21 protein-coding genes and 1 pseudogene are annotated in these 23,591 nt (G+C 72.3%); 11 read left to right on the plus strand and 11 right to left on the minus strand.

Going from position 1 to position 23,591, the window contains the following annotated elements:
- Positions 1 to 546: 546 nt before the first annotated feature.
- Together AB0E05_RS22820 and AB0E05_RS22825 are read left to right on the plus strand one after the other, a co-directional pair.
- Positions 547 to 732, plus strand: coding sequence for a hypothetical protein (locus AB0E05_RS22820; protein ID WP_361966311.1), 186 nt, complete (start codon positions 547 to 549; stop codon positions 730 to 732).
- Between the two features lie 14 nt (positions 733 to 746).
- On the plus strand, positions 747 to 1,685 hold the full coding sequence (locus tag AB0E05_RS22825; RefSeq protein ID WP_361966313.1) for a CorA family divalent cation transporter: 939 nt from the start codon (positions 747 to 749) through the stop codon (positions 1,683 to 1,685).
- A gap of 53 nt (positions 1,686 to 1,738) precedes the next feature.
- Here AB0E05_RS22825 and tgmB read toward each other — a convergent pair whose 3' ends face one another.
- The gene (gene tgmB, locus AB0E05_RS22830; protein ID WP_361966315.1) at positions 1,739 to 2,668 is read right to left on the minus strand and encodes an ATP-grasp ribosomal peptide maturase; all 930 of its coding nucleotides are present in this window, start codon (positions 2,666 to 2,668) and stop codon (positions 1,739 to 1,741) included.
- Positions 2,669 to 2,678: 10 nt separating this feature from the next.
- The gene (tgmA, locus tag AB0E05_RS22835; RefSeq protein ID WP_361966317.1) at positions 2,679 to 2,870 is read right to left on the minus strand and encodes a putative ATP-grasp-modified RiPP; all 192 of its coding nucleotides are present in this window, start codon (positions 2,868 to 2,870) and stop codon (positions 2,679 to 2,681) included.
- Between the two features lie 457 nt (positions 2,871 to 3,327).
- Between tgmA and AB0E05_RS22840 the strand changes: the two are divergent.
- Positions 3,328 to 3,873 (plus strand): annotated as a pseudogene (locus AB0E05_RS22840) (diguanylate cyclase).
- Positions 3,874 to 3,898: 25 nt separating this feature from the next.
- On the opposite strand, the gene AB0E05_RS22845 reads toward AB0E05_RS22840, so the two are convergent.
- From AB0E05_RS22845 to AB0E05_RS22865, 5 genes are all read right to left on the minus strand, one after another.
- Positions 3,899 to 4,894: a phosphotransferase gene (locus AB0E05_RS22845; RefSeq protein WP_361966320.1), complete on the minus strand. Its 996-nt coding sequence runs from the start codon at positions 4,892 to 4,894 to the stop codon at positions 3,899 to 3,901.
- A gap of 78 nt (positions 4,895 to 4,972) precedes the next feature.
- Positions 4,973 to 6,169 carry a type III PLP-dependent enzyme gene (locus AB0E05_RS22850; RefSeq protein ID WP_361966322.1) on the minus strand — a complete coding sequence of 399 codons (1,197 nt, stop codon included), beginning with the start codon at positions 6,167 to 6,169 and terminating at the stop codon, positions 4,973 to 4,975.
- Positions 6,166 to 7,932, minus strand: coding sequence for an IucA/IucC family protein (locus AB0E05_RS22855; protein WP_361966324.1), 1,767 nt, complete (start codon positions 7,930 to 7,932; stop codon positions 6,166 to 6,168). Before AB0E05_RS22855 ends, AB0E05_RS22850 begins: the two co-directional genes overlap by 4 nt.
- A 6-nt stretch (positions 7,933 to 7,938) precedes the next feature.
- Positions 7,939 to 9,645 (minus strand): IucA/IucC family protein, encoded by a 1,707-nt coding sequence (locus AB0E05_RS22860; protein ID WP_361966487.1) that lies wholly within the window; start codon positions 9,643 to 9,645, stop codon positions 7,939 to 7,941.
- 14 nt (positions 9,646 to 9,659) lie between these two features.
- Positions 9,660 to 10,871, minus strand: coding sequence for an ATP-grasp domain-containing protein (locus AB0E05_RS22865; RefSeq protein ID WP_361966326.1), 1,212 nt, complete (start codon positions 10,869 to 10,871; stop codon positions 9,660 to 9,662).
- Between the two features lie 424 nt (positions 10,872 to 11,295).
- Between AB0E05_RS22865 and AB0E05_RS22870 the strand changes: the two genes are divergently transcribed.
- The 5 genes from AB0E05_RS22870 (at position 11,296) to AB0E05_RS22890 (ending at position 15,833) form a co-directional block, all read left to right on the plus strand.
- Positions 11,296 to 12,156 carry a (2Fe-2S)-binding protein gene (locus AB0E05_RS22870; RefSeq protein WP_361966328.1) on the plus strand — a complete coding sequence of 287 codons (861 nt, stop codon included), beginning with the start codon at positions 11,296 to 11,298 and terminating at the stop codon, positions 12,154 to 12,156.
- 65 nt (positions 12,157 to 12,221) lie between these two features.
- Positions 12,222 to 13,433 (plus strand): cation:proton antiporter, encoded by a 1,212-nt coding sequence (locus tag AB0E05_RS22875; protein WP_361966331.1) that lies wholly within the window; start codon positions 12,222 to 12,224, stop codon positions 13,431 to 13,433.
- 137 nt (positions 13,434 to 13,570) lie between these two features.
- Complete coding sequence (locus AB0E05_RS22880; protein WP_361966334.1) at positions 13,571 to 14,692, plus strand: serine hydrolase domain-containing protein; 1,122 nt, start codon at positions 13,571 to 13,573, stop codon at positions 14,690 to 14,692.
- Between the two features lie 84 nt (positions 14,693 to 14,776).
- Positions 14,777 to 15,016, plus strand: coding sequence for a DUF6296 family protein (locus tag AB0E05_RS22885; protein WP_361966336.1), 240 nt, complete (start codon positions 14,777 to 14,779; stop codon positions 15,014 to 15,016).
- 79 nt (positions 15,017 to 15,095) lie between these two features.
- Positions 15,096 to 15,833 carry a DUF2470 domain-containing protein gene (locus AB0E05_RS22890; RefSeq protein ID WP_361966339.1) on the plus strand — a complete coding sequence of 246 codons (738 nt, stop codon included), beginning with the start codon at positions 15,096 to 15,098 and terminating at the stop codon, positions 15,831 to 15,833.
- Positions 15,834 to 15,977: 144 nt separating this feature from the next.
- Here the strand turns inward: AB0E05_RS22890 and AB0E05_RS22895 are convergent, their stop codons facing one another.
- The gene (locus tag AB0E05_RS22895; RefSeq protein ID WP_361966341.1) at positions 15,978 to 16,421 is read right to left on the minus strand and encodes an SPW repeat protein; all 444 of its coding nucleotides are present in this window, start codon (positions 16,419 to 16,421) and stop codon (positions 15,978 to 15,980) included.
- Positions 16,422 to 16,752: 331 nt separating this feature from the next.
- On the opposite strand from AB0E05_RS22895, the gene AB0E05_RS22900 reads away from it, so the two are divergent.
- Together AB0E05_RS22900 and AB0E05_RS22905 are read left to right on the plus strand one after the other, a co-directional pair.
- Complete coding sequence (locus AB0E05_RS22900; RefSeq protein ID WP_361966343.1) at positions 16,753 to 17,184, plus strand: hypothetical protein; 432 nt, start codon at positions 16,753 to 16,755, stop codon at positions 17,182 to 17,184.
- A 239-nt stretch (positions 17,185 to 17,423) separates the two neighbouring features.
- On the plus strand, positions 17,424 to 19,526 hold the full coding sequence (locus AB0E05_RS22905) for an NB-ARC domain-containing protein (RefSeq protein WP_361966489.1): 2,103 nt from the start codon (positions 17,424 to 17,426) through the stop codon (positions 19,524 to 19,526).
- A gap of 39 nt (positions 19,527 to 19,565) precedes the next feature.
- On the opposite strand, the gene AB0E05_RS22910 is transcribed toward AB0E05_RS22905, so the two are convergent.
- From AB0E05_RS22910 to tdh, 3 genes are all read right to left on the minus strand, one after another.
- Entirely contained in the window at positions 19,566 to 20,480 is a 915-nt protein-coding gene (locus tag AB0E05_RS22910; protein WP_361966345.1) for a LysR family transcriptional regulator, read from the minus strand.
- Positions 20,481 to 20,500: 20 nt separating this feature from the next.
- Positions 20,501 to 21,682 (minus strand): glycine C-acetyltransferase, encoded by a 1,182-nt coding sequence (locus AB0E05_RS22915; RefSeq protein ID WP_361966347.1) that lies wholly within the window; start codon positions 21,680 to 21,682, stop codon positions 20,501 to 20,503.
- A gap of 90 nt (positions 21,683 to 21,772) precedes the next feature.
- Positions 21,773 to 22,801: an L-threonine 3-dehydrogenase gene (gene tdh / locus AB0E05_RS22920; RefSeq protein ID WP_361966349.1), complete on the minus strand. Its 1,029-nt coding sequence runs from the start codon at positions 22,799 to 22,801 to the stop codon at positions 21,773 to 21,775.
- A 440-nt stretch (positions 22,802 to 23,241) separates the two neighbouring features.
- Here tdh and AB0E05_RS22925 point away from each other — a divergent pair, with 440 nt between their 5' ends.
- The gene (locus AB0E05_RS22925) at positions 23,242 to 23,547 is read left to right on the plus strand and encodes a hypothetical protein (RefSeq protein WP_361966351.1); all 306 of its coding nucleotides are present in this window, start codon (positions 23,242 to 23,244) and stop codon (positions 23,545 to 23,547) included.
- Positions 23,548 to 23,591: the final 44 nt, after the last annotated feature.

The raw sequence follows: 23,591 nt of genomic DNA on the forward strand, positions 1-23,591 counted from the left end.
GCGTAGCAACGGGCGATCAACGTCGGTACGCGTTCGGCGGCTTCCTGCCCGACCATCGCGTTCCGGACGCATGACTGCGGCGTGGAATGGCTGGATCAAAGCCCTCCGTGAAGGGGCTTGTGCACGTGTGCGAGCATGGACGACGCACGGGGTCCGCCCTGCCGAGCACCGCAGCGAGGCCCCTGACGCACAGCGACGTCGGCAGCGCTCGTGGACGTTCGGACCGCCTCGTACCAGCCGGTCCGGTGTCGAGCCCGACAGGGAGGGAGGCGGACATGGACGGCAGTAGTCCGGGCCACGATCGGCCCCTTTCCGGTTCGCGCACGGCTCCCTGCCCGGTCCGCCGCTGAGCGTCGGCCCTCGTGCCGGCGGCAGTTGAGCCGCCGCCCCGCGACGGCGCGCCGTGCGCCGTTCCCCGCCCTTCCCGCCTTTCCCTCCCGCGCGCCGCCCTGGTCCGACCGGCCCGGGGGCGTCACCACCGTTCGTCCCGTGGCGTGCCCGGCCGGGCAGCGCGGGTCCGCCCGTCCACCACCGTGGGGGTCTGTGATGGTCACGCTCAACTCGTCCGCACCGAACCGCTCCAAGCGCCCGAACCTCGAACGGCAGGCGCTCGCCTTCACCATCGGGCTGTACCTCTTCATCTGCGCCGCCCTGCTGGTCGTGCACTACGGCGCGCCCGAACCGCCGCCGAGCCGGTCCGACTCCTCCTCCACTTCGCCCTACAACCCGTGACGGGAGGAACCGACATGCCGAACAACGGACGACTGACGGGGACCTACGAGGTGGCGAGCCTGCGCAGGCACTGGGTGCAGGTGCCGGCCGGTGACGCGGCGGCGCTGACGAAGGCGGAGCGGACGACCGGCGCCGACTTCGCCACCGCCGGCGACCGGGTGTGGGAGGGCGACACCTTCGTCTACCTGCCGATCACGATCAACGTGCGCAGCGGTGCGACGGTGCGCCGGGAACGGCTCGTCTTCGCCCTCGGTGACGACGTCCTGGTCACCCTGCAACCCGGGGTGCCCTTCCCGCCCTTCGACAAGGCGCTCGCCCGGCTGCGCCGACTGCCCCACCTCGCGCAGAGCGCGCACGGCGTGATGTACGCGCTGCTGTACGCGCTCAACGAGGCGCAGGAGCGGGTCATCGACTACGCCAGCGACGCGCTGGAGGCTATGAGCGACGAGATCACGCTGGCGACGGACGGCTACGACGACCGGGGCAGGGAGATCGGCGTCGGCAACATGCAGGACACGATCGCCCGGATGAACTCGGCCGAGGAGATCGTCTCCCGGTCCCAGGAGTCCCAGCTCCTGCTCGCCCGCGCGGCCCGGCACCTGCGGGCGGAGGCCGAGGGCCGCACCCCGGCGCTCGCACCGCTGATCGACGTGCTGATCGACGACATCAACGGGGTGAAGGAGCACGCGAGCTACGAGCACGACAAGGTCCGCTACCTCCAGCAGTCGATCATGACCTCGCTCGACGTGAAGCAGAACCAGATCGTCAAGGTGTTCACGATCATCACGGCGGTCTTCCTGCCGCCGACGCTGATCGCCACCTTCTACGGGATGAACTTCACGAGCATGCCGGAGCTGACGTGGAAGCACGGCTTCCTGGTGACGACGCTCCTGACGTTCGTCGCCGCGCTGATCCCCCTGTGGTACATCCGCCGGCGCGGCTGGCTGCGGTAGGGGCCGGCCGGGGGGTGACCGCCGGGGCGGGTGGTGCGGCCCCGCCCCGGCCGTCAGTCCTGGGGACAGCTCAGCCACCGCGCCACCGCGTCGGCGACCGGCTGTTCCGTCTCCAGCTCGACGAAGCCGAACTGGCCGCCCTGGTTGCACTCCAGGAACCACCAGGTGCCCTCGGTGTCCTCGGCGAAGTCGAAGGCGCCGTAGGCGAGCTGGGCGGACTCCTTGTACTTCAGCACGGCGCGCCGCACGCGCTCGGGCGTCTCGACGGCGTGCCAGTGGTGTCCGGTCTCCCCGTAGCGACCGTCGACCTGGCCCGGCTCGGCGAGCTTGCGCGCGGCGAAGAGTTCGTCGCCCACGCTGGTGAGCCGGACGTCCGCCCGCTTCGCGATGTACCGCTGGAGCAGGGTGGGGCCCGCGGCCACGTTGGTGAAGTCCGCGTCCGCGGGGACGAGCGTGGTGGGCAGTGCCATCGGGGGGTCGTTCGGCGGTTTGCCCGACACCGCCTTCACCACGACGTGCCGGTACTGGTCGGCGAACTGCCGCGCGACCTGGGGGTACGTCGTGATCACGGTCGCGGGCACCGGGAACCCGCTGTCGTGCGCGATGCGCAGCTGCCACGGCTTCAACCGCGCCCGGGCAGCCGCGCCCGGTTCGTTCATCCAGCGGGCCCTGGTGCTGTGCAGCATGCCGTACAGCGCCTGTCCGCTCTCCGCGGTCAGCCACGCGGACGGCTCGGCCGCGTGCGCCGCCGGCTCGCCGGGCCTGCGCACCCAGATGGCGCGCAGGCTGTCCATGCTGACCACACGCCCGCCGGTGGACAGATAGCCGCGGAACTCGCCCCGTACGTACTCGGCGGAGAGCGCGCCCTCCTGCGGAAGGTCCGCCGGGTCGAACCGGACGAGCGGAACGCCCCTCCTGTGGAGTTGCGCCACCACCATGTCCGCGGTCACGTCCTGCTCGCTGGTGAGGATCAGCACCGTCATCTGTGGGGGATCAGTCGTCGAAGTGGGTCGCGGAACCTGCTGTCGAGGTGGTGGTGCCGACCGCCGCCAGCAGCGCCCGGTCCATGATGGCGGGACGGCCGTCCGGGAGGACGTTCAGCTGAAGGGTGGAGTCGTACGAGTACTGGTCGACGACTGGTGACAGCTCGGCCGGACGTGCGTAGTTCCACGCGAACGGTTTCATGCTTTTCTCCCTGCCCCGCACGGGACTGTTCTCGGGCCACTACGTGACCGCGTAAGGAGCAATACGTGGTGGTGATGTAGCCAGTTCATCACATAACGTCATATTGCTGAAAACGCTTGCCGTGGGACGCCCTTCCGACTCCACGGTCACCCACTGGACGACGAACGTGACCGCGCGAACGAGCCGTTGGTGTTTCCCCGGCACCTATCAAGACGCTTGAAGCAGCAATTCCGTGCACCGGAAAGGAGAGTGACCTCCGTCACCATCTGCCCCTCTGGCGCCACTGACCACGATCACCCCGGTAATCACTTGTGCACCTCCCTCGATGGTGAACACAGTGTGATGGAGCGTTTCTCTTCGGTGAGTTCCACCGTTCCGCGACTTCATGCCCGCGCAATGATGGAGCGCCGCCGTCGCCCGACGGACGGCTGGGTCGTAGGGAAGGGCTGTGAACGCTGTGACGGACGACCGTTGCACGGTCGCGGGCGTGCGCGTACCAGACACCAGGCTCGCACAGGAGGCGACGGAACTCGTACGGGAGACGGCCAGTTCCTCGTCTACGACCATTCTCGCCCTGTCCACTTCTTCGGCGTCCTCCCGGGACGCCACCGGGGGCTCTCCTTCGACCCGGAACAGCTCTCCACATCGGCGCGATGTTCCACGATCTCGGGCCGGGAGAGCGCTTACGGCCGCCCTGCACACCGCTCCCGGCATTCCCGAGTTCATGGGGCCGCAGGTGGCGCTCGTGACGGCGGGCGTCGAGTACGACGCACTCGGGATCGGTTTCTCCGACATCTCCGCCACTGATCGTGCCGAGGTCGTCACTCTCCATCCACGTCCGGACTTCAAACGGCGGATCCCCAAGGCGTTCACGGACGGCATCGACCCCAAACCCGAGACGGCTTCCGAAAATGTGAAGGCGGACGTCCTGGAGCACTTCGTGCCCGGTTTCGAGCGGGGGGATTTCGTCCGGACGATCCTGGACTCCCCGTGGCCGGAGTGATCCGGCCACCGGGCCCGGTGCGGACTCAGGCCACGAGCCGCCGCACGGTGTCGAGGAACCCGTCCCACGCCTGCTCCAGGTCGGGCGTGGCGCCGTGCGGGGAGCGGAACCAGCCGAGGAACGCGTCGACGTCCTCCAGGTCCCACCGCAGCCGGTAGAGCGCCAGCGCCGATACATCGGGCGCATGCCCCGTCAGTTCCTCGTAGCGGGCCAGGTCGTCCGGCCCGTCGGCCACCAGCCACAGATCGCGCTCGGGCACGGCGAGCCCCACCGTGTCCCAGTCCAGCAGCAGTTGGCGACCCTCGTGCCACAGGAGGTTCCCGGGGTGCGGCTCCCCGTGCGTGACCACCAGCGCGGCGCCCCGGCCGCTCGCTTCGGCCCTGAGCGCGTCGAAATCGTCGAGCCGGCCGCGCAGCCCCGCGGCGTGACGGAGCACCCATTCCCGGGCCGGCTCGGACCAGGGGCCGCCGCTCCACGGCCGGTCCACCGCGGCCAGGTTCGCCTCCAGCCGCTCCCGCGCCGACAGCTGCGGCGGGATGACGCGGGTGACGGCCGGGGGCGGCACGGCGTGCAGGGCGGCCAGCGTCTGAAGGGTGCTCGCCCGCTCCGTCGGGGCGAGCCGCTGCCCGAAGTCGCCGCTGGTGCCGCTCGCGTACGGGAAGACGCTCAGCGCGTACCGCTCCCCCAGACGGCGCACGCTCTCGCCCTCGGGGGTGCTCTCGGGTGCGAGCACGAAGCCGCCGTCCTGGAAGCCGAGGCCGTCGCGGTCCCTGAGCTGGGCCGCGGTGTCCATGGCGCGGCGCAGCCCCTGCCAGGCCGCGTCCGCCCCCATCCCGCAGTGATTCTTGTCCGAGAGGTCCGAGAGCGTGACGAACCACCGTCCGCCGGTGGTGTCCGCGGCCGTCCAGTGGTAGTCGCCGAAGCCCACGGGTGCGTACGCGAGGTCCGCGACGTCGATCCCCCACGTCAGCAGGGCCTGCCGCACACCGGACGCGTCGATTCCTTCCGGCTGATCCTTCATGGCCGGACGCTAACCCAGACCGACCCGACGGGGCACGTCGATATCGGGGCGGCGGGCGGGTGCTCCGACGGCGCCGGATCAGGGCGCGCCGAGGTGGTGGAACCGGGGTTTGGGGTGCATCAGGAAGTCGTGGTGGGAGATGTTCCAGGCGTAGGCGCCCGCAAGGGCGAAGAGGACCCGGTCCCCCGCGCGCAGGCCGGGCGCGGACACCCGCCGTGCCAGGACGTCCTTCGGGGTGCACAACTGCCCGACGAGGGTGACGGGTTCACCGCTCTCGGCGGTGGGCCGCGGCCAGGGGTGGGGCCAGTCGTCGACGGCGAGCACGGTGCACGGCTGGTCGTGGCCCTTGGTGGCGGGCGTGCGCAGATGGTGCGTACCGCCGCGCAGCACGGCGAAGGTCTCGCCGTGGCTGCGCTTGACGTCCAGGACGTCGGTGGCGTACCAGCCGCTGTAAGCGGTCACGGCCCGGCCGGGCTCGATCTTCAGCACGGTCCCGGGGTGGGCGTCGGCGAGGTCCGCGATGCCGGCTCCGAACGCGACCCAGTCGAAGTGCTCGTTCGGGCGCGCGTAGTCGACGGCCATCCCGCCGCCGACGGTGACCTCCGGCAGGGGCAGGCGGTGGCGGGCGGCGAGCGCGGCCGACCAGGTGACGATCTGCCGTGCCAGGTCCAGCTGTTGGGGGGCCGTCAGCCCGCTGGCGAGGTGGGCGTGGACGCCGCGCCACCGCAGGCCGGGGTGGCTGCCGTCGGTGAGCTGCCGCAGCAGGGCGTCGGCGTCGCCGGGGTCGATCCCGAACGGCGAGGGGCGTCCGCCCATCACGAGGGCGGTGGTGGCGGGCAGTCCTTCGGCGACCGGCAGATTGACCCGCAGCAGCACCCCGACGGGGGGTGCGGCGCGGTGGTGCGCGAGTGATGCGAGGACGCGCAGTTCGTGAGCGCTTTCGACGTGGAAGCGCGCCACCTTCCAGCGCAGCGCCGTCGCGATCTCCGCAGGTGTCTTGCCGGGTCCGCCGAAGGCCAGCGGCACGTCCGGCACGGCCTCGCTGACGTGGTCGACCTCGCCGCCCGAGGAGACCTCGAAGCCGTCGACGTACGGCGCGAGCGCGGTGAGGACGCGGGCGTCGGGGTTGGCCTTGACCGCGTACTGGAACGCGGCCCGACCGCCGAGGCAGGCGCGGATGTGCGCCGCGTGCGCGCGCAGGGCGTCGAGGTCGTGGACGTACGCGGGCAGTTGCTCGGTCGGCAGAGTGCGGACGAACTCGGGCACGGCGGTCATCGGGGGCTCCGGTCGGCGTGGGCGGGGAGGGATGCGCGACCGGTGGACGAGATGTCCTGCGCCAGCGGTGAGGGCAGTCGGACGTATCCGGCGTCGCGGTCGGCCGAGCGCTCCCAGCGGGTCAGCAGGTTGGCCTTGGCCGGCAGCGGGACGCCGGCCAGCAGGGCGCGCAGCCGAGGCGGGCAGCCGTGTTCGTCGGCGTACCGGCGGATCGTGTGCCGCACCTGGGACCACAGCGCCGCCTCGTTGTGCGGGTGCAGGTCGGCGAGGGCCGCCAGCACTTCGGCGACGTGGTTGACCAGCAGGCAGTACACGACCCGGTCCCAGCCGTGCCCGGCGTCGTACGTCATGGGCCTGGCGACGTCGGGCGGCAGGGCGGCGAGGGCTTCCGCGTGGTGCTCCGGCAGGAGCTTGGTGCCCTCCAGGTCGCGGAAGAGGATCTGGGCGGGGTTGCCGTCGGCTCCGACGCCGACGACGACGTTCTGGAGGTGGGGTTCGAGGACCAGTCCGTGGTCGAAGTAGGCGGCGAGGACGGGCGGGATCAGCAGGGTGAGGTAGGCGCGCCACCACGTCAGGGCCGCGGCGGGGTCGGCGGCGGGTCCGAGCCGGGAGACGTGGCCGGGGCCGGTCGGGTACTCGTCGGCGACGGAGGCGGCGAGCAGGGGCGTGACGCCGGGCCGCAGCCGGGCGGCGAGCCCTTCGCGCACGATCACGCCGAGCCCTTCCAGCAGGGAGGTGTCCGTACGGCCTTCGGGGCCGGGGACGCGCAGGCTGCGGTAGGCCGGCTCGCGCAGCACCGCGGCGTCCGGGAAGCGGGCGGCCAGATCGGAGAGGGCGGGGGCGAGGATGCGGGTGAGGGCGACGGCGCCGGAGAGTTCGTAGAAGGCGTTCTTCCGCAGGCAGTTGGTGATGCGGACGTTGAGGCTGAACTTGAGGAAGGTGTCGCCGTCGTAGAGGGTGCGGACGGACGCGGTGGGGGTGAAGCGCCGGTGGCCGGTCCCGAGGTCGATCACGTCGCCGCGCTCCAGCAGGGGCCCGAGGGCGGTGCGCAGATGGCCGTACTGCCAGGGGTGGACCGGCAGGATCCGGTGGCCGGGGGGCGCGGTGGCGAGGCGGTCGAGGGCGGCGGTGGCACCGGGCTCGACGGACTCTTCGGCGATGAGGTGGGTGCGCACGGCGAGCAGGCGCAGCGGGAAGGACACGCCGGCGGCGGGGGCGTACGCGGACCAGGCGGCGGGGTCGCCGGTGTGGGCCTTGGGCGTGGGGTGGAAGCGGTGGCCGAGGGCGAGTGACTGTTCCGACGCGAGGTAGGAGGCGAGCCAGTCGCCGGGGGCGGCCGGCTGGTCCGCGCCGCGCGCCACGGCGTCCAGTGCGGCGCTCACCCCGCGGTGGCTGGCGGTGATCTGGGCGAGGAACTCTTCGTTGCGGGTGCCGGTGCGCAGGGTCAGCTCGGCGTGGGTGTGTTCGGCGAGCCGTCGCCACCCCACTTCGGACCAGCCGTCGTCGCGTTGTTCGGTGACGGGGCCGGTGAAGCGGTGGGCGCCCAGCAGGGAGGTGCGGCGCAGCGCCACCCGCAGCAGTACGCCGAGGCGCGGCAGCCGCAGCAGCAGGTGTCCGTCGACGACGGCGGTCTGGCGCTCGGGTCCGCACACCTCGCGCAGCAGGCAGTTCAGCAGGGTGTGGGCGACGGCGTCCGCGGCCGTGGGCGGTCTGGTCGGCGGGCCGGCGAAGGGAGCGGTCCGGTCGGTGGTGGTGCTGGTCATCGCTGCTCACTCCCCCCGCGGCAGGTAGTTGGGGCCCGTGGTGTAGTGCTTGTTGATGTCCAAAGCGCCTGATCTTTCCTTGGCGAGCAGGGTGCCCGCGGTGACCATCGCCTTGACGGGCAGGTGGGCGGCGTCCAGGACGTGGGTGCGCAGCGCCGTGCGGGGCCCGGCGTCGAGGCGGGCCACGGCGTCGGCGAGCCGGTCGCGGACGAGGGCGAGCAGGGTGTTCAGCGGCGCGTGGCCGCTCTTGGCGAGCGCGAAGGCGTAGGCGCCCGCGCAGAGGTGGACGGTGATGGTGGTGAACAGGTCGATCAGGGCGCGGTCGTCGTCGACGGCGATGCGCCGGTCGGCGAAGTCGGGCAGCGGTGCGCCGAGGGCGGTGCGCGCCCGGCCGGCGTGGATGCGGGGGCCGTCGTTGTCCTTGAAGAGCAGGCGCGGTGCGGGGCCGCCGAGGAGCAGGGTGACGTTCTGCTGGTGGGACTCCAGGGCGATGCCGTAGCCGAAGAGGGTCGTCTGCCAGTCGAAGAGCAGAGTGAGGACGGCGTCGAGGAGGGCGAGGGCGTCGCCCCCGTGGTGGCGGTCGGCGAGGCGGTCGATGACGAGCCCGCCGCCGGGGGCGCGGCCGAGCAGGGCCGCGAGGGGGACCGCGGTCGTCGTGGCGTCGAGTGCGGCGGGCTGGCGGCGCACCAGGGCGGCGAGGAGTTCGTGGTCGGCGTGGGCGTGGTGGGTCTCGTCGGCGTGCAGGACGGTGCCGTGGAAGCGGGGTTCGCGGGCCACGACGGCTTGAAGGAGCCGTTGGACTGCGGCGCCGTCGGCGAGGGTGCCGGGTTTGATGGTGCGTCGGTTGAGCCGACCGAGGGTGGCGGTCGCCAGCGGCAGCTTGAGGTGGACGGCGGGGTGGTCGGCCAGCGCGACGGTCCGCAGCGACAGGGTGGGGACGACGTCGAGGTGGGGCCGCTCGGCGAGGTGGGCGCGGCCTGTGAGGCCGGTGGTGCGCAGCGCCTCGACCAGGGGGCCGGCCGCGGTGAGCGGGTGGACGGGCAGGGCGAGGTGGCTGGCGTCCAGGCGGGCGGGCAGGCCGACCTCGGACGGCTCGGGCCACCAGGCGTCGGGCCGCTGCTCGTCCGGGGTGCCGCTGAGGGTGACCGCCTCCCGGGGCAGGGCGAGCCATCTCAGGCGGAAGCGGGGGTGGAACTCGGGCGCGTACGCCCGTAGGTCGTCGTCCGTGAGGCCGGCGCGTCCGCGGGCCGTGGGATAGACCGGGTGGTCCAGCCGGGCGGCGAGGGCGTCGAAGGCGAGGCTGGCTGCGGGGCCGCTCCAGTGGGCCGGGTCGGCTCCGTACCGGGCGGCCAGGTCACGGTGCACGGCGCCGGTGGTCACTCGTTGCAGTCGGGCGGCGGCGATCGCCTCGCGGCACTCCTGGGCGAAGGCGTCGAAGCCGGGCCGGTCGCGGGGGTCGGCGAGCGCCCGCAGGGCGTGCAGCACCTCGTCGGGGCCCGTCAGTCGTGTGCCGTCGGACTCGCGGCGCAGCAGCGGCAGCCGGGCCTCGGCGTGGTGCTGGAAGCCGGGTTCGGTGCGGCGCACGGGCAGCAGCAGGGCGTCGCCGTCGGTGGGCAGCCGCAGCCAGGTCCCGTCGGGCAGGTCCACCGCGGTGGTGCGGCTGCGCAGTCCGACGGCGTCCTCGCGCAGCAGGGTGCTGAGCGCGTTGCACATGACGGTGTCGTCGGTCACGGGGTGATCTCCCAGCTCTGCCGGGTGAGGAAGTCCGTCACGGCGCGGTCCACGGACCCCTGGTCCCGTCCCGTGGCCCGGAGGATGCCGAGGAAGTCGCGGTTGGTGCGGTACAGGTCGTGGCGCTCGCCGACGGCGCGCGTCGGACGGTACGTCAGCGTCACGTCGCCCACGGTCAGGTCGGCCGGGCCCGGGGCGGCGGTGAGGGTGCCGGCGCGGTCGGCCAGCGGGTAGTCCAGCCGGGCGGCGCCGTCGGTGCGTGCGCCGAGGTCCGCGGGGAGCGGTTCGCCGAGGTGGGTGGCGAGGACGAGGTCGAAGAGGGGTACGGCGAGGAGGTCGGCGAGCAGCAGGTCGCACTGGTCGCCTATGGCCCGGTAGTTGACCTCGATGATGCGGGCCTCGCCCCGGTGCACCACGAACTCGGTGTGGCAGGCCCCGAAGCCGACGCCGAGGGCGCGCAGCGCCGGCAGGACCTGGGCGACCACGGACTCGGGGTGCGCCGGCACGTAGGTGAGCCGTTCCTCGATGAAGTACGGCAGCGGTGACAGGTCGGTGCGGAAGCCGCCGAGCACGTGCAGGCGGCGGCCGTCGCCGAGGGTCTCCAGGGTGTGGAGTTCGCCGGGCAGGTACTCCTCGGCGACGAGGGCGGCGCCGGGGCGGCGGGCCCGGATCTCGGCGGTGCGGCGCACCAGTTCCGCCCGGTCGCGGACGTGGACGACGTCTTCGCTGGCGACGCCCTCGCGCGGCTTGAGCACGGCGGGTGCCGGGACCCGGGCGAGGGTGGCGGGGTCCCGGTCGGGCGGGATTTCCAGGCTGCGTACGGTCGGGCTCCCGGCGGCGGCGAGTCGGCGGCGCATCTCCGCCTTGTCCTTGGTGCGCAGCGCGGCCCGCCAGTCCTTGCCCGGCAGGTCGAAGTACGCGGCGGCCAGCGCGGTCGTCGTCTGGAGGTGGTCGCTGTTGCTGAAGACGGCGGCGGGGGCCAGATGGGTGGAGATGCGGCTGATGACGGCGTGCGGGTCGCGGACGTCGCACTCCAGGACCTCCAGGTCCGGGTGGCGTTCGCGGTGCGCGCCCGGCTGGTCGGTGAGGAGCGTCGTTCGCAGGCCCAGCCGTTCGGCGGCGGGGAGGAAGCCCTCGGACACCGAGTCGGTGGGGTTGAGGGCGAGGACGTACAGCTGTCCGGCGGGGGCCGGTTGCGTACTCTGCATCGTCTGCATGGGTGAATTACTTCCGCGCGCACATTCACTGGGCATGGGGGTCGACCGGTGTCGGCCCGGTGGCCGGGAGGTCCGGCGCCGTGCCGCTTCGGGTCCGGCAGCGGTGGGTGGGGCGGCCTTCGACGAGGACACGCCGGGGATCGATCCGGTCGCGGTGGATCATCACGGCGGAGCTTAGGTTAGGCATGCCTAAACACGCCAATTGGGCTCGCCGCACCCCGAGTTCGCGCACGATAGGACGATGTGGTTAAGGTGAGCCTTACCTTCTCCCTCGCGTTCCGTACCGCCGTTCGGGCGCGTTCGTCACGTCGCGCCGCCACCCCGTCGCGCCGTCACCGTGCGGCCACGTCACCGCGCCGCCGCATCGAACCCGCCGCCCCGACGGCTCCCCCTGGCACCACCCCGAGGAGTACCCGTGCTTCTGGCCCCGGCGCCCGCACCTGCCGGAGCTGCCCTCAGCTGCTCCACCCTGCTCACCGCGTCGTACCGGCGACTCGCCGCACACCTGACGACCCGACACATCGAGGTCGCACCACCCCGCTCCCCCGTCGGCCGGGGCTGGACGAGCGGCGCCGAACTGGCGTACCACCCGGCCCTGCTGGACGCCTTCCTGGCGGCGGAGGCCGCGCGCATCGAGGAGCGGTACACGCATGCGGCCCGCCCCGACGTGGTCGCCTCCCGAGCCCTGCACACCTGCCTGTGGGCGGCGTGCCTGCTGATCAGCGGGCCGTGGTACCTGGACGGACGGGTGCCGCTGCTGCGCCCCGAGGACATCCGCTTCGGCCACCGGCCCGGCGACCTCGCCGTGGTGCCGGGCGGCTTCACCTGCCTGCCGGACGATCCCGCGGCGGGCCTGCCGGGCGTGCGGGTGGTCCCCGACCAACAGGCGCTCGACCACGAACTGCGGGAGGCGGTCGCCACGCACGTCCGCCCCCTGTTGGCGGCGATGGGCCCGCACCTGCGGCGCGGGCCACGCGCCCTGTGGGGCATGGTCGGGGACGACCTCGTCTCCGCCGTCTGGTACGCGGGCAAGGCGCTGGGCGAGGAGGAGCGCGCGGTGGCCGCGACGGGTCGACTGCTGCCGGGGCCGATCGCGCCCTTCCTGGGCGGCGCGAACGCCCGCCGGTTGACGGGCCGCGACGGCCGCTCGTACCCGACGCGCACCCGCATGAGCTGCTGCCTCTTCTACACGATCCGTCAGGAGGACACGTGCAGCACGTGCCCGCGGACCAGCGACGCGGAGCGGCTGCGACGACTGGAGGCCGACGCCTCCTGAACCCTCGAAGCACACTCGGCCGCATATGACCTCATTGCACCTTTTGGGTGCTTACCATCGTGGCCATGCACCCGGGAACGCTCATCCTCATCATGGCCGCCGCCGTGCTCGCGCCCGTGCTGGCCCAGGCGGCGGGCCGTTGGATCCGCGTCCCCCTGGTGATCTTCGAGATCCTGCTGGGCATCCTCGTCGGACCCGCCGTCTTCGGCTGGGCCCACCCGGACGCCGTCGTCGACACGCTGTCGGACCTCGGCCTCGCGATGCTCATCTTCCTCGCCGGCTACGAGATCGAGTGGGGCGCCGTACGCGGTGACACCCTGCGCCGCGCCCTGTGGGCGTGGCTGATCGCCCTGGTGCTCGGGCTCGGGGTCGCCATGGCGCTGACGGCGGGCGACACCGGTCGCAGCGTGGTCATCGGGACCGCGCTCACCAGCACCGCCCTCGGCACGGTGCTGCCGGTGCTGCGCGACAGCGGTGATCTGAAGGGCCGCTTCGGAACGGTGATGCTGGCCTTCGGCGCGGTCGGCGAGTTCGGCCCGATCATCGCCATGGCGCTGCTGCTCAGCGGGCGACGGCCGGCCGAGTCCGTCGCGCTGCTGGCGGGGTTCGCCGCGATCACCGCGGCGGCGGTCTTCTGGGCGCTACGACCGCGACCTCCGTGGTTCTCCCGCATCGTGGCGAACACCCTGCACAGCAGCGGACAGTTCGCCGTGCGGTTCGTGATGCTGCTGCTGGTGTCGATGCTCGCGCTGGCGGCGGTGTTCGGACTGGACACCCTCCTCGGGGCGTTCGCGGCGGGCGTGCTCACCCGGATCGTCCTGGACGGCGCGGCGCCGGAGGGCGGCAAGGAGGTCCTCGGCCGCATCGAAGCGCTGGGCTTCGGCTTCCTGGTGCCGCTGTTCTTCGTGGTCACGGGGATCGAGTTCGATCTGGACGCGCTGCTCGACGGCGGCCGGCCGCTGGCGCTCCTCCCCCTCTTCCTGCTGTTGTTCCTCGTCGTACGGGGCCTTCCCGTGTACGCGCTCGCGCCGCGCGACCTCGGGCGCACCGACCGCTGGGCGCTCACCCTGTACTCGGCGACCTGTCTGCCGCTCGTCGTCGCCATCACCACCATCGGCGTGGACCGACGGGTCATCCCGTCCGGCGAGGCGGCCGCGCTGGTGGGGGCGGCCATGGTGTCGGTGCTGGTCTTCCCGTTGCTGGCGCTGAAACTGCGGGCCGGCGAGGGCCGGGCGTCGCCGACTGCGGCGAAGGGCACCGGCTCGGAAGCCTGGTGACGACGGGTCGGCGCGAGCGGCCCTGCCGGGCGGCAGGTCGGACATCCGGAGCCACCGTGCGATTCAGCGCCTGAGCACCGATCCCTTTTGTCAGTCCCCACCGTCATGATGTCGATCGAACGACATGAGGAGAGCAAGTGAGCGACATCCAGCAGCAGGTCCAGCAGACGGTCGACCGCCTCGTGGCCTCGGACGCGGAACGGGGCGTGCAGGTCGCCGTGTACCACCGCGGTGACCTCGTGGTCGACGTGGCATCCGGTGTCGCCGACCCCGCGACCGCCCGGCAGGTCACCGCGGAGACCGTCTTCTACAACTATTCGATCGGCAAGGCCGCCACGGCCACGGTCGTGCACGTGCTGGTGGAGCGCGGACTGTTCGACTACGACACCCCGGTGGCCGCGTTGTGGCCCGAGTTCGCCGCGCACGGCAAGGACGGCGTGACCGTACGGCACGTCCTGAACCACACCGCGGGAGTGCCCGGGCTGCCCGGCGACACGACCGTGGCGGACGTCTGCGACTGGGACCGCATCAGCGCCGTCATCGCCGATGAGAAGCCCTGGTGGGAGCCGGGCACCTCGACCGGGTACCACGCGTACACCTTCGGTTACGTGCTGGGCGAGGTGGCGCGCAGGGCCACCGGCAAGCCCGTCTCCCAGCTGCTGGCGGAGGAGGTCGCGGCGCCGCTGGGTGTCGACGGGGAACTGTACTTCGGCGTGCCGGCCGCCGAGCAGGGCCGGCTGGCCGTCCTGGAGGACGCGCCGGGCTCCGCGGAGATGCTGGCCCAGCTGCCGGACGATCTGCCGATGTTCAAGGCCGGCCCGAAGTCGCTGTTCCCGACGGCCGCACTGGGCAACCGGCCCGACGTGCTCGCCGCGGACATCCCCGCGGGCGCGAAGACCTCGGCCCGCGCGATCGCCCGGATGTACGCTGCGCTGCTCGGCCAGCTGCCGGACGTCCGGCTGCTCACGCCCGAGCGCCTGCGCGAGGTCACGGCCGTCTCCTTCGCCGGGCCCGACCAGGTCTTCGGCAACGAGGCGTCGTGGGGCCTGGGGTACGCCCTGGGCCTGCCCGAGCGCGCCGACACCGTCGACAGCACCTTCGGCATGGCCGGCGCCGGCGGCAGCTACGCCTTCGGCGACACGGCCAACGGGATCGCCTTCGCCCTGACGAAGAACCGGCTGACGATGGACTTCACGGCCTTCGACGAGATCGCCTCGATCGTGTACGACGCGCTGGCGCCCGGGGTGCGCGCCGCCTGACGCCCGGACCCGGTGGGGGTGTGCTGCACTCCGCCCCCACCTGCGCGACCATGGAAGCGGGCGACCCCGTACCAAGGAGGCGCCATGGAGTCCGCAGAGGTCGCGGAGGTCTACGAACTCGTGTTCCGCGGGTCCGCCGTCGAGGACGACGTCGTGGTCGTCCACCGCACGGAGCGGGCCGGAGCCGGCGGCCACCCCGTGTACGAGGACGACACCGGCATCGTGCGCGCCGAGATCAGCGCGCAGGGCGAGGTGCGCATGCTGGCGAGCGGCGGCCACCAGGCCCCCGGAATGCCCGTGACGGTCCGTCCGCTGGTGGCCTGAGCCGCACGCGGGGTTGGCGACACACCACCTGACAGATTAGGTTAGGCAAACCTAACCTCTCGATGGTGTGGAGTTCCACATGCGCCTGTTCACCCCTCCCCTCGCCGCGCCGAGCAGCGCCGAGCGGATCAGGACGATCCTGACGGCCGCCGATTCGATGACCGTCGTCACCGACGAAGGCCGCACGGACGTCTCGCGCCTCCAGGGCGCCGGCGGAGCGGAACGGATCCACCTCCACCCGACCGACGACTGGGACGCGGACCCCGAGCGCAGCGGCGACGAGCCCTGCCCGGCGGGTGCACAGGCCGTACGGGCCACGCTGGAGTTCACCGACGTCGCACCCACGCCCGTACGGGACCGGGTGCGGGCCCGGGTCGTGCTCGCCGGCTGGCTGCTGCCCGAATCGGCCCACCAGGGTCCGGCGGGCAGCCGCTGCATGGAGTTCGGCCACGCCATGCTCGACCAGGGAGGCGAGCGCACCTCGGTGGGCCTGCCGGAGCTGATGGCGGCCCAGGCGGATCCGCTGGCCACCTGCGAGGCAGGGATGCTCACGCACATGGCCGCCGACCACGCCGACCTCGTCGAGGTGCTGCTGCGCCTGGTCAAGCCGCGTCGGCTGCTCGGCGTACGGCGGGCGCTGCCGCTGGCCGTCGACCGCTACGGGATCACCCTCCGCCTCGAACACGCCCGTTCCCACGAGGACGTACGACTCCCCTTCCCCTCGCCGCTGTGGGAACCCGACGAGGCGGGGCCGCGCATCCACGCACTGCTCGACTCGGCGCGCCGTCGCGCACCGCGGAGCAAGCTGCCCGAGTAGGAACTCCCCCGCGGATCAGAGCGCGGGCCGTGGACGTGAGCGCACGGGCCGGTCCGCCGTCGACGGACCGGCCCGCACCCTTCGCGGGTCCCCTCGCGGGCGCGAACAGCCCGGCAGGGGTGCGCGATCGGGCGTCACTCGACGTCAGGTGCGCTCCCTCCTGCCGGTCTTCACGGCCGCCGCCGTGCAGGCCAGCCCCAACAGGAAGGTGAGGGCGCCCAGTACGGCGTTGGTCCAGATGACCCCCTTGTCGGGGTTCGTACCCACGACCCACGGCGCGATGATCATCCACGCGCCCATGACGCACATGGCCCAGCTGAGGCCGTACATCCGCTGCGGCATGACCGTGAACCCGAGCGCGAGCACCACGATCGCGACGCCCATGATCAGGTTGTGCGTCGCCAGGGCGGGCTGGCTGCTGGAGAAGTGGACTATCCACGGGGAAACCGCGCACGCCAGGCCGACCAGGAACACCGGGCCGTCCACGAGGGCGACATCGCGCCCTCCGAGCACGCGGGCATAGCGGTCCCTCATCTCTCCGATGTCGGGATGCCCCGCCAGATCTCCCCTGTGTGAGACGTCGGCCATACGACTCGCCTCCTCACTGTGCGCTGCACGTCTGACCGAACTGCGCGTCTTTGATCCGCGCATTTCCATTTTGCCCTTATCTGTTCCTTATGGGTAGGGATCCAACCGAGAAGCTTCTGCGACTTCCGGCCCGCGGACACGCCGGGGCTCACCCGTCTGCCGTACCTCGCACCACCTTCTGGAGCTCTTCGACTCACTCGGGAAAACGGCTGGTCAGCGCCGGGAGCGTGAAGGCGGGTCACTCATGTGGCGCAGCGTCCAGCGGTTGCGTTGCGTATACGCCCTTCCCACGGTGAGCGAGAGAACGTCCCCCTCTGGAAGGAAGCCCCGCATGCGCCTCGCACCGGTGACCCGCGTGCTCGTGCCGTCAGCACTGTGCGCCGCCCTCGCCCTCACGACGGTCGGCACCGCCGCCGCGCTCGAAGCCCCCACGTCCGGGGCCCCCGCCGCTTCGTCCGCGGCGTCGACGCCCGCCCAGGACGCGACTCAGGACATCGTCCGTGCGAACACGGTGGACGACTTCCTCGCCTCGCTCCAGAGCTCCCTCAACGACCTGGCCGCGCCGTCCCAGGCCGACGCCGATGCCGTCGTCGCCGATGTGAACGCCGCCGTCGCCGATCTGCTCAGTAAGATCAACACTTCGTTGGCGGACGTCAACCTCCCGTCGTCGACCGCCACCCCGACCGTCGGCGACGCGCCCGCCGAGACCTCGGTGCCCGCGCTGCCGGCAGTACCCTCGGTGACCGTGCCGAGCGTTCCGTAGCTGCCGCAGGTGCCGTGATTCCGTCACGGCGCCCCACCGCCGGACCTCGCTGATCGTGCGGAGGCCGGGCCCGCGAAACCGGGCCCGGCCTCCGCACGAGCAGCGGTGGACCGCCGTGACGCGGCAGCGGCCGGAACCGTGCGCACCCGGTCGACAGGCAGTCGATTTCCCGCCGCATTCGGCAATTCGACGGGTCCGTGGATGGGCCAAGGGGGTACGAAGTGCGCAACAATGACCCCGTGTTGGGCAACCTTCCCGAGGAATCGACAAGTTTCGTCGGACGGAACTGGGAACTGTTCCGGCTGGACCGGGCGTTGCGGAAGCACCGTCTCGTCGCCCTCGTCGGCCCCGGTGGCGTGGGCAAGTCGCGGCTCGCGCTGCGCGCCGCGCACATGGCGGTCGAGGGATTCCCCGACGGGGTGGCCTGGGCGGAGCTCTCGCCGCTGTACGGCGACCGGCTGCTGCTGGCCACCGTCTCCGACGCCTGTGACCTCTCCGACCACACCCCCCGGATGCCGGTCGACGCGCTGTGCGAGTGGCTCGCCCCCAAGCACCTGCTCCTGGTGCTCGACTCCTGCGAGCACCTGGTCGACGCGTGTCGCGTACTGGTCGGCGACCTGCTCACGGCGGCCCCCGGGCTGACCGTGCTCGCCACCTCCCGGCAGCCGCTGGGCCTGGAGGACGAGCGGGTGGTCCCCGTCGACCCCCTGCCCGTGAAGGGTCCCGACGCCCTGGAGCTGTTCGCCCAGCGCGTCGCGGCGGCCGGCGGTGTCGTGCCGCCGGCGCCGGGCCCGATCGCGGAGCTGGCCGAACTGCCCGCGGACGGCTTCAAGACGGGCGACGCGTACCAGGCCGCGCGGTGGATCTGCCAGCGGCTCGACGGCATTCCGCTCGCGCTGGAGCTGGCCGCGGCGCAGGCCGGCAAGTCCGGCATCGAGGAGGTCGCGGCGCGGCTCACCTCCCGCTTCGACGTCCTCGAAGCGACGGAGGACGCCACCGTACGACCCGAGCGGCACCGGACCATGCGTACCGCGATCGGGTGGAGCCACGAGCTGTGCGCACCACTCGAAAGGCTGTTGTGGGCCCGGCTCACGGTCTTCCGGGGCGACTTCGACGAGGCGTCCGCGCTGGCGGTGTGCTCGGGCGGGCCGTTGCCGTCCACCTCGATCGGGCCGCTGCTCGAACGGCTGGTGGAGATGTGCGTCCTGAGGGTGATCAAGACCCCTGAGGGCGACGGCATCCGCTACCGGATGCTGGACACCATCCGGGAGTACGGCGCGATGTGGCTGCGGGCCCTGGAGGAGGAAGCGGTCACGGCGCAGCGCCACGCCGAGCACTTCTTACGCTTCGCCGAGCGCGCCGACCGCGAGTGGCTCGGTCCGGAGCAGGCCCACTGGTACCGCAGGATCAGCGCCGTGCACACGGAACTGTGCGCGGCGCTCGACCATTTCCTCCGCACCGCCCCCGCACGGGCGCTGCGGCTGGCCGGAGTGGTCGGGTTCTTCTGGAGTTGCTGCGGTCATCTGCACGAGGCCCGGGACTATCTGGACCAGACCCTGAAGGCGCATCCGGAGCCGGGGCCCGACCGCACCCGGGGGTTGTGGGCGCTCGGGGTCACCATCACGCTCCAGGGTGACTACGGCGCCGCGCAGGTCGTGAGTGACAAGTGCACGCTCTCCGCCCGCGACGACGGGGCCCCGGAGGGCATCTTGGAGGCGGCCTATCTCTCCGGGCTGATCGCGCTGCTGACGGGGCGCCCGCAGACGGCGGGCGAGATGGCGGCGCACGCCGTGGGCCGGGCGATCGGCCGGCCCTTCGACTCCCCCGGCCGGCTGCGCTGCCACCTCGTCCAGGTCTTCGCCCTCACCGGCCTGCACCGTCTGGAGGAGGCGCGGGAGCTGGCGCTGTCGCTGCGCGAGGGCTGTGTGGACCGCGGGGAGTCGTGGACCCGTGCCTATCTGGACTACCAGCTCAGCCTGATCGCCCTCTTCTGCGGCCATCCGCGCGACGCGGCGACCCACGCGCGCGCCATGCTCGAAGGCAAGCAGGGGATAGGGGACAACTTCGGCATCGCACTGGGGCTCGACGCCCTCGCGGCGGCGATCGCCGCGGCGGGGGACGCCGAACGCGTCGGCCAGGTGTACGGAACGGGGCAGGCGTTCTGGAGCACGGTCGGCCACCCCCAGCGGGGCACCCCCGAACTCCGCGCCGTCCGGGAGCAGTGCGAGCGCGCCGCCCGTGAGGGCGTCGGCGACGCGGCCTACGAGCGCGCCTTCCAGCAGGGCGCCAACTCCGATCTGGCCGAGGGGCTCGCGCGGGCCCTGGTCCCGCCGTCGGGGTGACCCCGCCGCGCGGGCGACGGGGTCCGGCGGGGCGGCCTCTCAGCCCACGACGAGGTCGGCCGCCGCTTTGGCGAGCGCGTCCAGGACCGGGCTGAGCAGGGGGTGCCGCTCGGCACCCCGCCGTACCGCGGCGAAGACCCGACGGGTCGCGGCAGGCCCGGCCACGGGGCGCACGACGGCGGCGCGCAGTTCCATGCCGCGCAGGGCGGAGCGCGGGACGAGCGCCACCCCCGCAGCCGCGGAGGCCAGGGCCACAATGGCGCGGAAGTCGTCCGAGGTGTGCACCACACGGGGCTGGAAGCCGACCCGCTCGCAGGCCCGCACGACCATGTCGTGGCAGGGGTTCCCCGGGTAGGGGCTGATCCAGTCGCTGTCGGCGAGGGCGGCGAGTTCGACGTGGTCCCGGTCGGCGAGGGGATGGCCGACGGGCAGGACGGCGTCGAAGGGCTCGGCGTGCAGCCGTACGCGGGAGAGCCGTGGGTCGTCCACGCCCGGCGCGCCCCGGTACTCGACGGCCACGGCGAGATCGGCCGCTCCGTCGAGCACCAGCGGCAGGCTCTCGTCGCCCTCCGCGTCCCGCACCCGGACCCGGATGCCGGGGTGGTCCGTGGCGAGGAGTCCGATCGCGGGGGCCACGACCTCGGCGATCCCGGTGGCGAAGGCCACCACGGAAACCTCGCCGGACGCCCCGCCCGCGTACGCCGCGAGCTCCGCCTCCGCCCGCTCCAGCTGGGCCAGCACCGCGTGGGTGTGGGTGAGCAGGATCTCCCCGGCCGGGGTGAGGCGCACGCCCTTGCCACCGCGGATCAGTAGGGCGTGCCCGGTCTCCTGCTCCAGGGCGCTCAGCTGTTGCGAGACGGCGGACGGGGTCAGGTAGAGGGCGGCAGCCGCGGCGGTCACCGTCCGGTGGTCCGCCACGGCCCGCAGGATGCGCAGCCGTCGGGGGTCGATCACACCGCCATCCTGCCAGCAGCTCAGGACTCCAGCGCGCGCCGTGCGTCGACGAAGGCGGTGACGGCCCGCCGGACGTCCTCGGTGGAGTGCGCGGCGGACAGCTGGACCCGGATCCGGGCCTGCCCCAGGGGGACGACCGGGTAGGAGAAGCCGATGACGTACACCCCGCGCTCCAGGAGGAGTTCCGCCATCCGGCCGGCCGCCGCGGCATCGCCGATCATCACGGGGACGATGGCGTGGTCGCCGGGCAGGATCTCGAAACCGGCTTCGGTCATCGAGGTGCGGAACAGCGCGGTGTTCTCCCGCAGCCGCTCGCGCAGGTCGCCGGCGGACTCCAGGAGGTCGAGGACGGTCAGCGAGGCGGCGGCGATGACGGGCGCCAGGGAGTTCGAGAAGAGGTACGGGCGGGAGCGCTGGCGCAGCAGGGCGACGATCTCGGCGCGGGCGGCCACGTATCCGCCGGAGGCGCCGCCGAGGGCCTTGCCGAGGGTGCCGGTGATGATGTCCACCCGGTCCATGACGCCGGCGAGCTCGGGGGTGCCGCGGCCCCCGGGGCCCACGAAGCCCACGGCGTGCGAGTCGTCGACCATGACCAGGGCGTCGTAGCGGTCCGCGAGGTCGCAGATCTCGGCGAGCGGCGCGACGTAGCCGTCCATGGAGAACACGCCGTCGGTGACGATCAGCCGGCGTCGGGCGTCCTGGGTCTCCTTGAGCCGCTGCTCCAGTTCGGCGAGGTCGCGGTTGGCGTAGCGGTGGCGGGCGGCCTTGCTCAGCCGGATGCCGTCGATGATGGAGGCGTGGTTGAGGGCGTCGGAGATCACCGCGTCCTCGGGGCCGAGCAGGGTCTCGAAGACGCCTCCGTTGGCGTCGAAGCAGGAGGAGTAGAGGATGGTGTCCTCCTGGCCGAGGAAGGCGGAGAGCCGGGCCTCCAACTCCTTGTGGACGTCCTGGGTGCCGCAGATGAAGCGCACGGACGCCATGCCGTAGCCCCAGCGGTCCAGGGCCTCCTTCGCGGCGGCGACCACCTGGGGGTGGTCGGCGAGGCCGAGGTAGTTGTTGGCGCAGAAGTTCAGCACCTCGCCGGAGGCGACGGACACCCGGGCGCTCTGCGGGGTGCCGATGACGCGCTCGGGCTTGTGCAGGCCGGCTGCGCGGATCTCGTCGAGGGTGGTGCGGAGTTCGTCGCGCACGGACGCGTACATGCGGGGTGCTCCCTTGGGTGCGATGCGGGGTGGGCGGTGCGGTCGGGCCGGTGCCCGCCGCGATGCCGGAGGGCGCGGGCGGGGTGCGGGTCAGCCGGTCCAGTCGAGGATGATCTTGCCGCTACGGGCCGTGGCCGCCTCGTCGAACGCCTTGTCGAAGTCCTGGTAGCCGTAGCTCCCCGTGATCACGGGGCTGAGGTCGAGTCCGCCCTCCAGCAGGACCGTCATCGCGTACCACGTCTCGAACATCTCACGGCCGTAGATCCCCTTGACGGTGATCATGGAGGTGACGATCTTCGCCCAGTCGACGGCGAACTCCTCGGCGGGCAGGCCGAGCATGGCGATCCGGCCGCCGTGGGTCATGTTGTCGACCATGTCGCGCATGGCCTCCGCACGCCCCGACATCTCCAGGCCGATGTCGAAGCCCTCCTTCAGTCCGAGTTGCCGCTGGGCCTCGGCGATGGGGTGGTCGGCGACGTTGAGCGCGAGCGTGGCCCCGGCCTTGCGGGCGATCTCCAGCCGGGCCTCGCTGACGTCGGTGATCACGACGTTGCGGGCGCCCGCGTGCCGGGCGACCGCGGCGGCCATGATGCCGATCGGTCCGGCGCCGGTGATCAACACGTCTTCGCCCACCAAGGGGAAGGACAGGGCGGTGTGCACGGCGTTTCCGAAGGGATCGAAGATCGCGGCGACGTCCAGGTCCACCGTGGTGCGGTGCACCCAGACGTTGGACGCGGGCAGCACCACGTACTGCGCGAAGGCGCCGTCCCGGCCCACCCCGAGCCCCACCGTGTTCCGACACAGATGGCGCCGGCCGGCAAGGCAGTTCCGACACTTGCCGCAGACCAGATGGCCCTCGCCGCTGACCACGTCACCCACGGCGATGTCCTCGACGTCCGGTCCCAGCGCGGCGACCTCGCCCACGAACTCGTGGCCGAGCACCCTCGGCGTGCTGATCGTCTGCTGTGCCCAAGCGTCCCAGTTGCGGATGTGCAGATCGGTCCCGCAGATCCCGGTGCGCAGCACCTTGATCAACACGTCGCCGTGGCCCGGCTGTGGCTCCGGCACGTCCATGAGCCAGAGACCGGGCTCGGCGTGCTGTTTGACGAGTGCCTTCATCGGGACGACTCCAGGGGGGACGAACGATCAGGGACGGCGAGGGATGACGAGGGATGACGAGGGACGTCGGTGCATCGCTCACGGTGAACGGCAGGCGATGAACCACAAGCAGTAAGCGGCTAATGCGAACAAATAGGGCAAAGATGGATGGCTAGGGTCAGGCTGCGGCAGCCGACGGGACCACCGCAAACGGTGAGGGATCCAGTCGGTGGCAGCTACCGGAGGGGGCGAGGACCAATCTGCCGAGCGGCGCCGCGGGAGTCCATCGAGGATTTCTTAAGCGTGCCCACAGGAGAGCTTCACGGAGGGTGCGGGGTCGGTCGCCCGGGGGCGCGTCGCACCGGCACGAGGGCGGGCGAAGCGTACGCCCGAATCGACGGGAGTGCGCCCGGGCGGGGGCTTCAGTCGCGCAAATGGACCAGCGGTGCGAACCTGGGAGGATGAGCTGGGCATCGTGGACGACGACCGGGGTGTATTCCGGTCGCGGAGGAGTGCTCACCGACGAAGTCGGCGTATTGACCGGGGATCTCACTGTGCACACCACCTGGGCCGGTGGTGAGGTGCGCGTCGCAGTGCAGTACAGCGGCGCATCCGACTGGTTCACCATGTCGGGCAGCCCCACGCCCTGCCAGTCCGAGGACGACAGCCGGGCCCTGCACCAGGCGGTGGTGCAGGCCGTGCAGGAAGGCGGTGGCGCCACGGTGCCATCGGTGGCCCGTGAGCCACACAGCACCACTCAATACTGACACCAGCCAACCGACACGAAGGCTCCGGGGCTCCGGAAACGAGA

This window comes from Streptomyces sp. NPDC048057 (genome assembly GCF_040653095.1).
GTDB lineage: Bacteria > Actinomycetota > Actinomycetes > Streptomycetales > Streptomycetaceae > Streptomyces.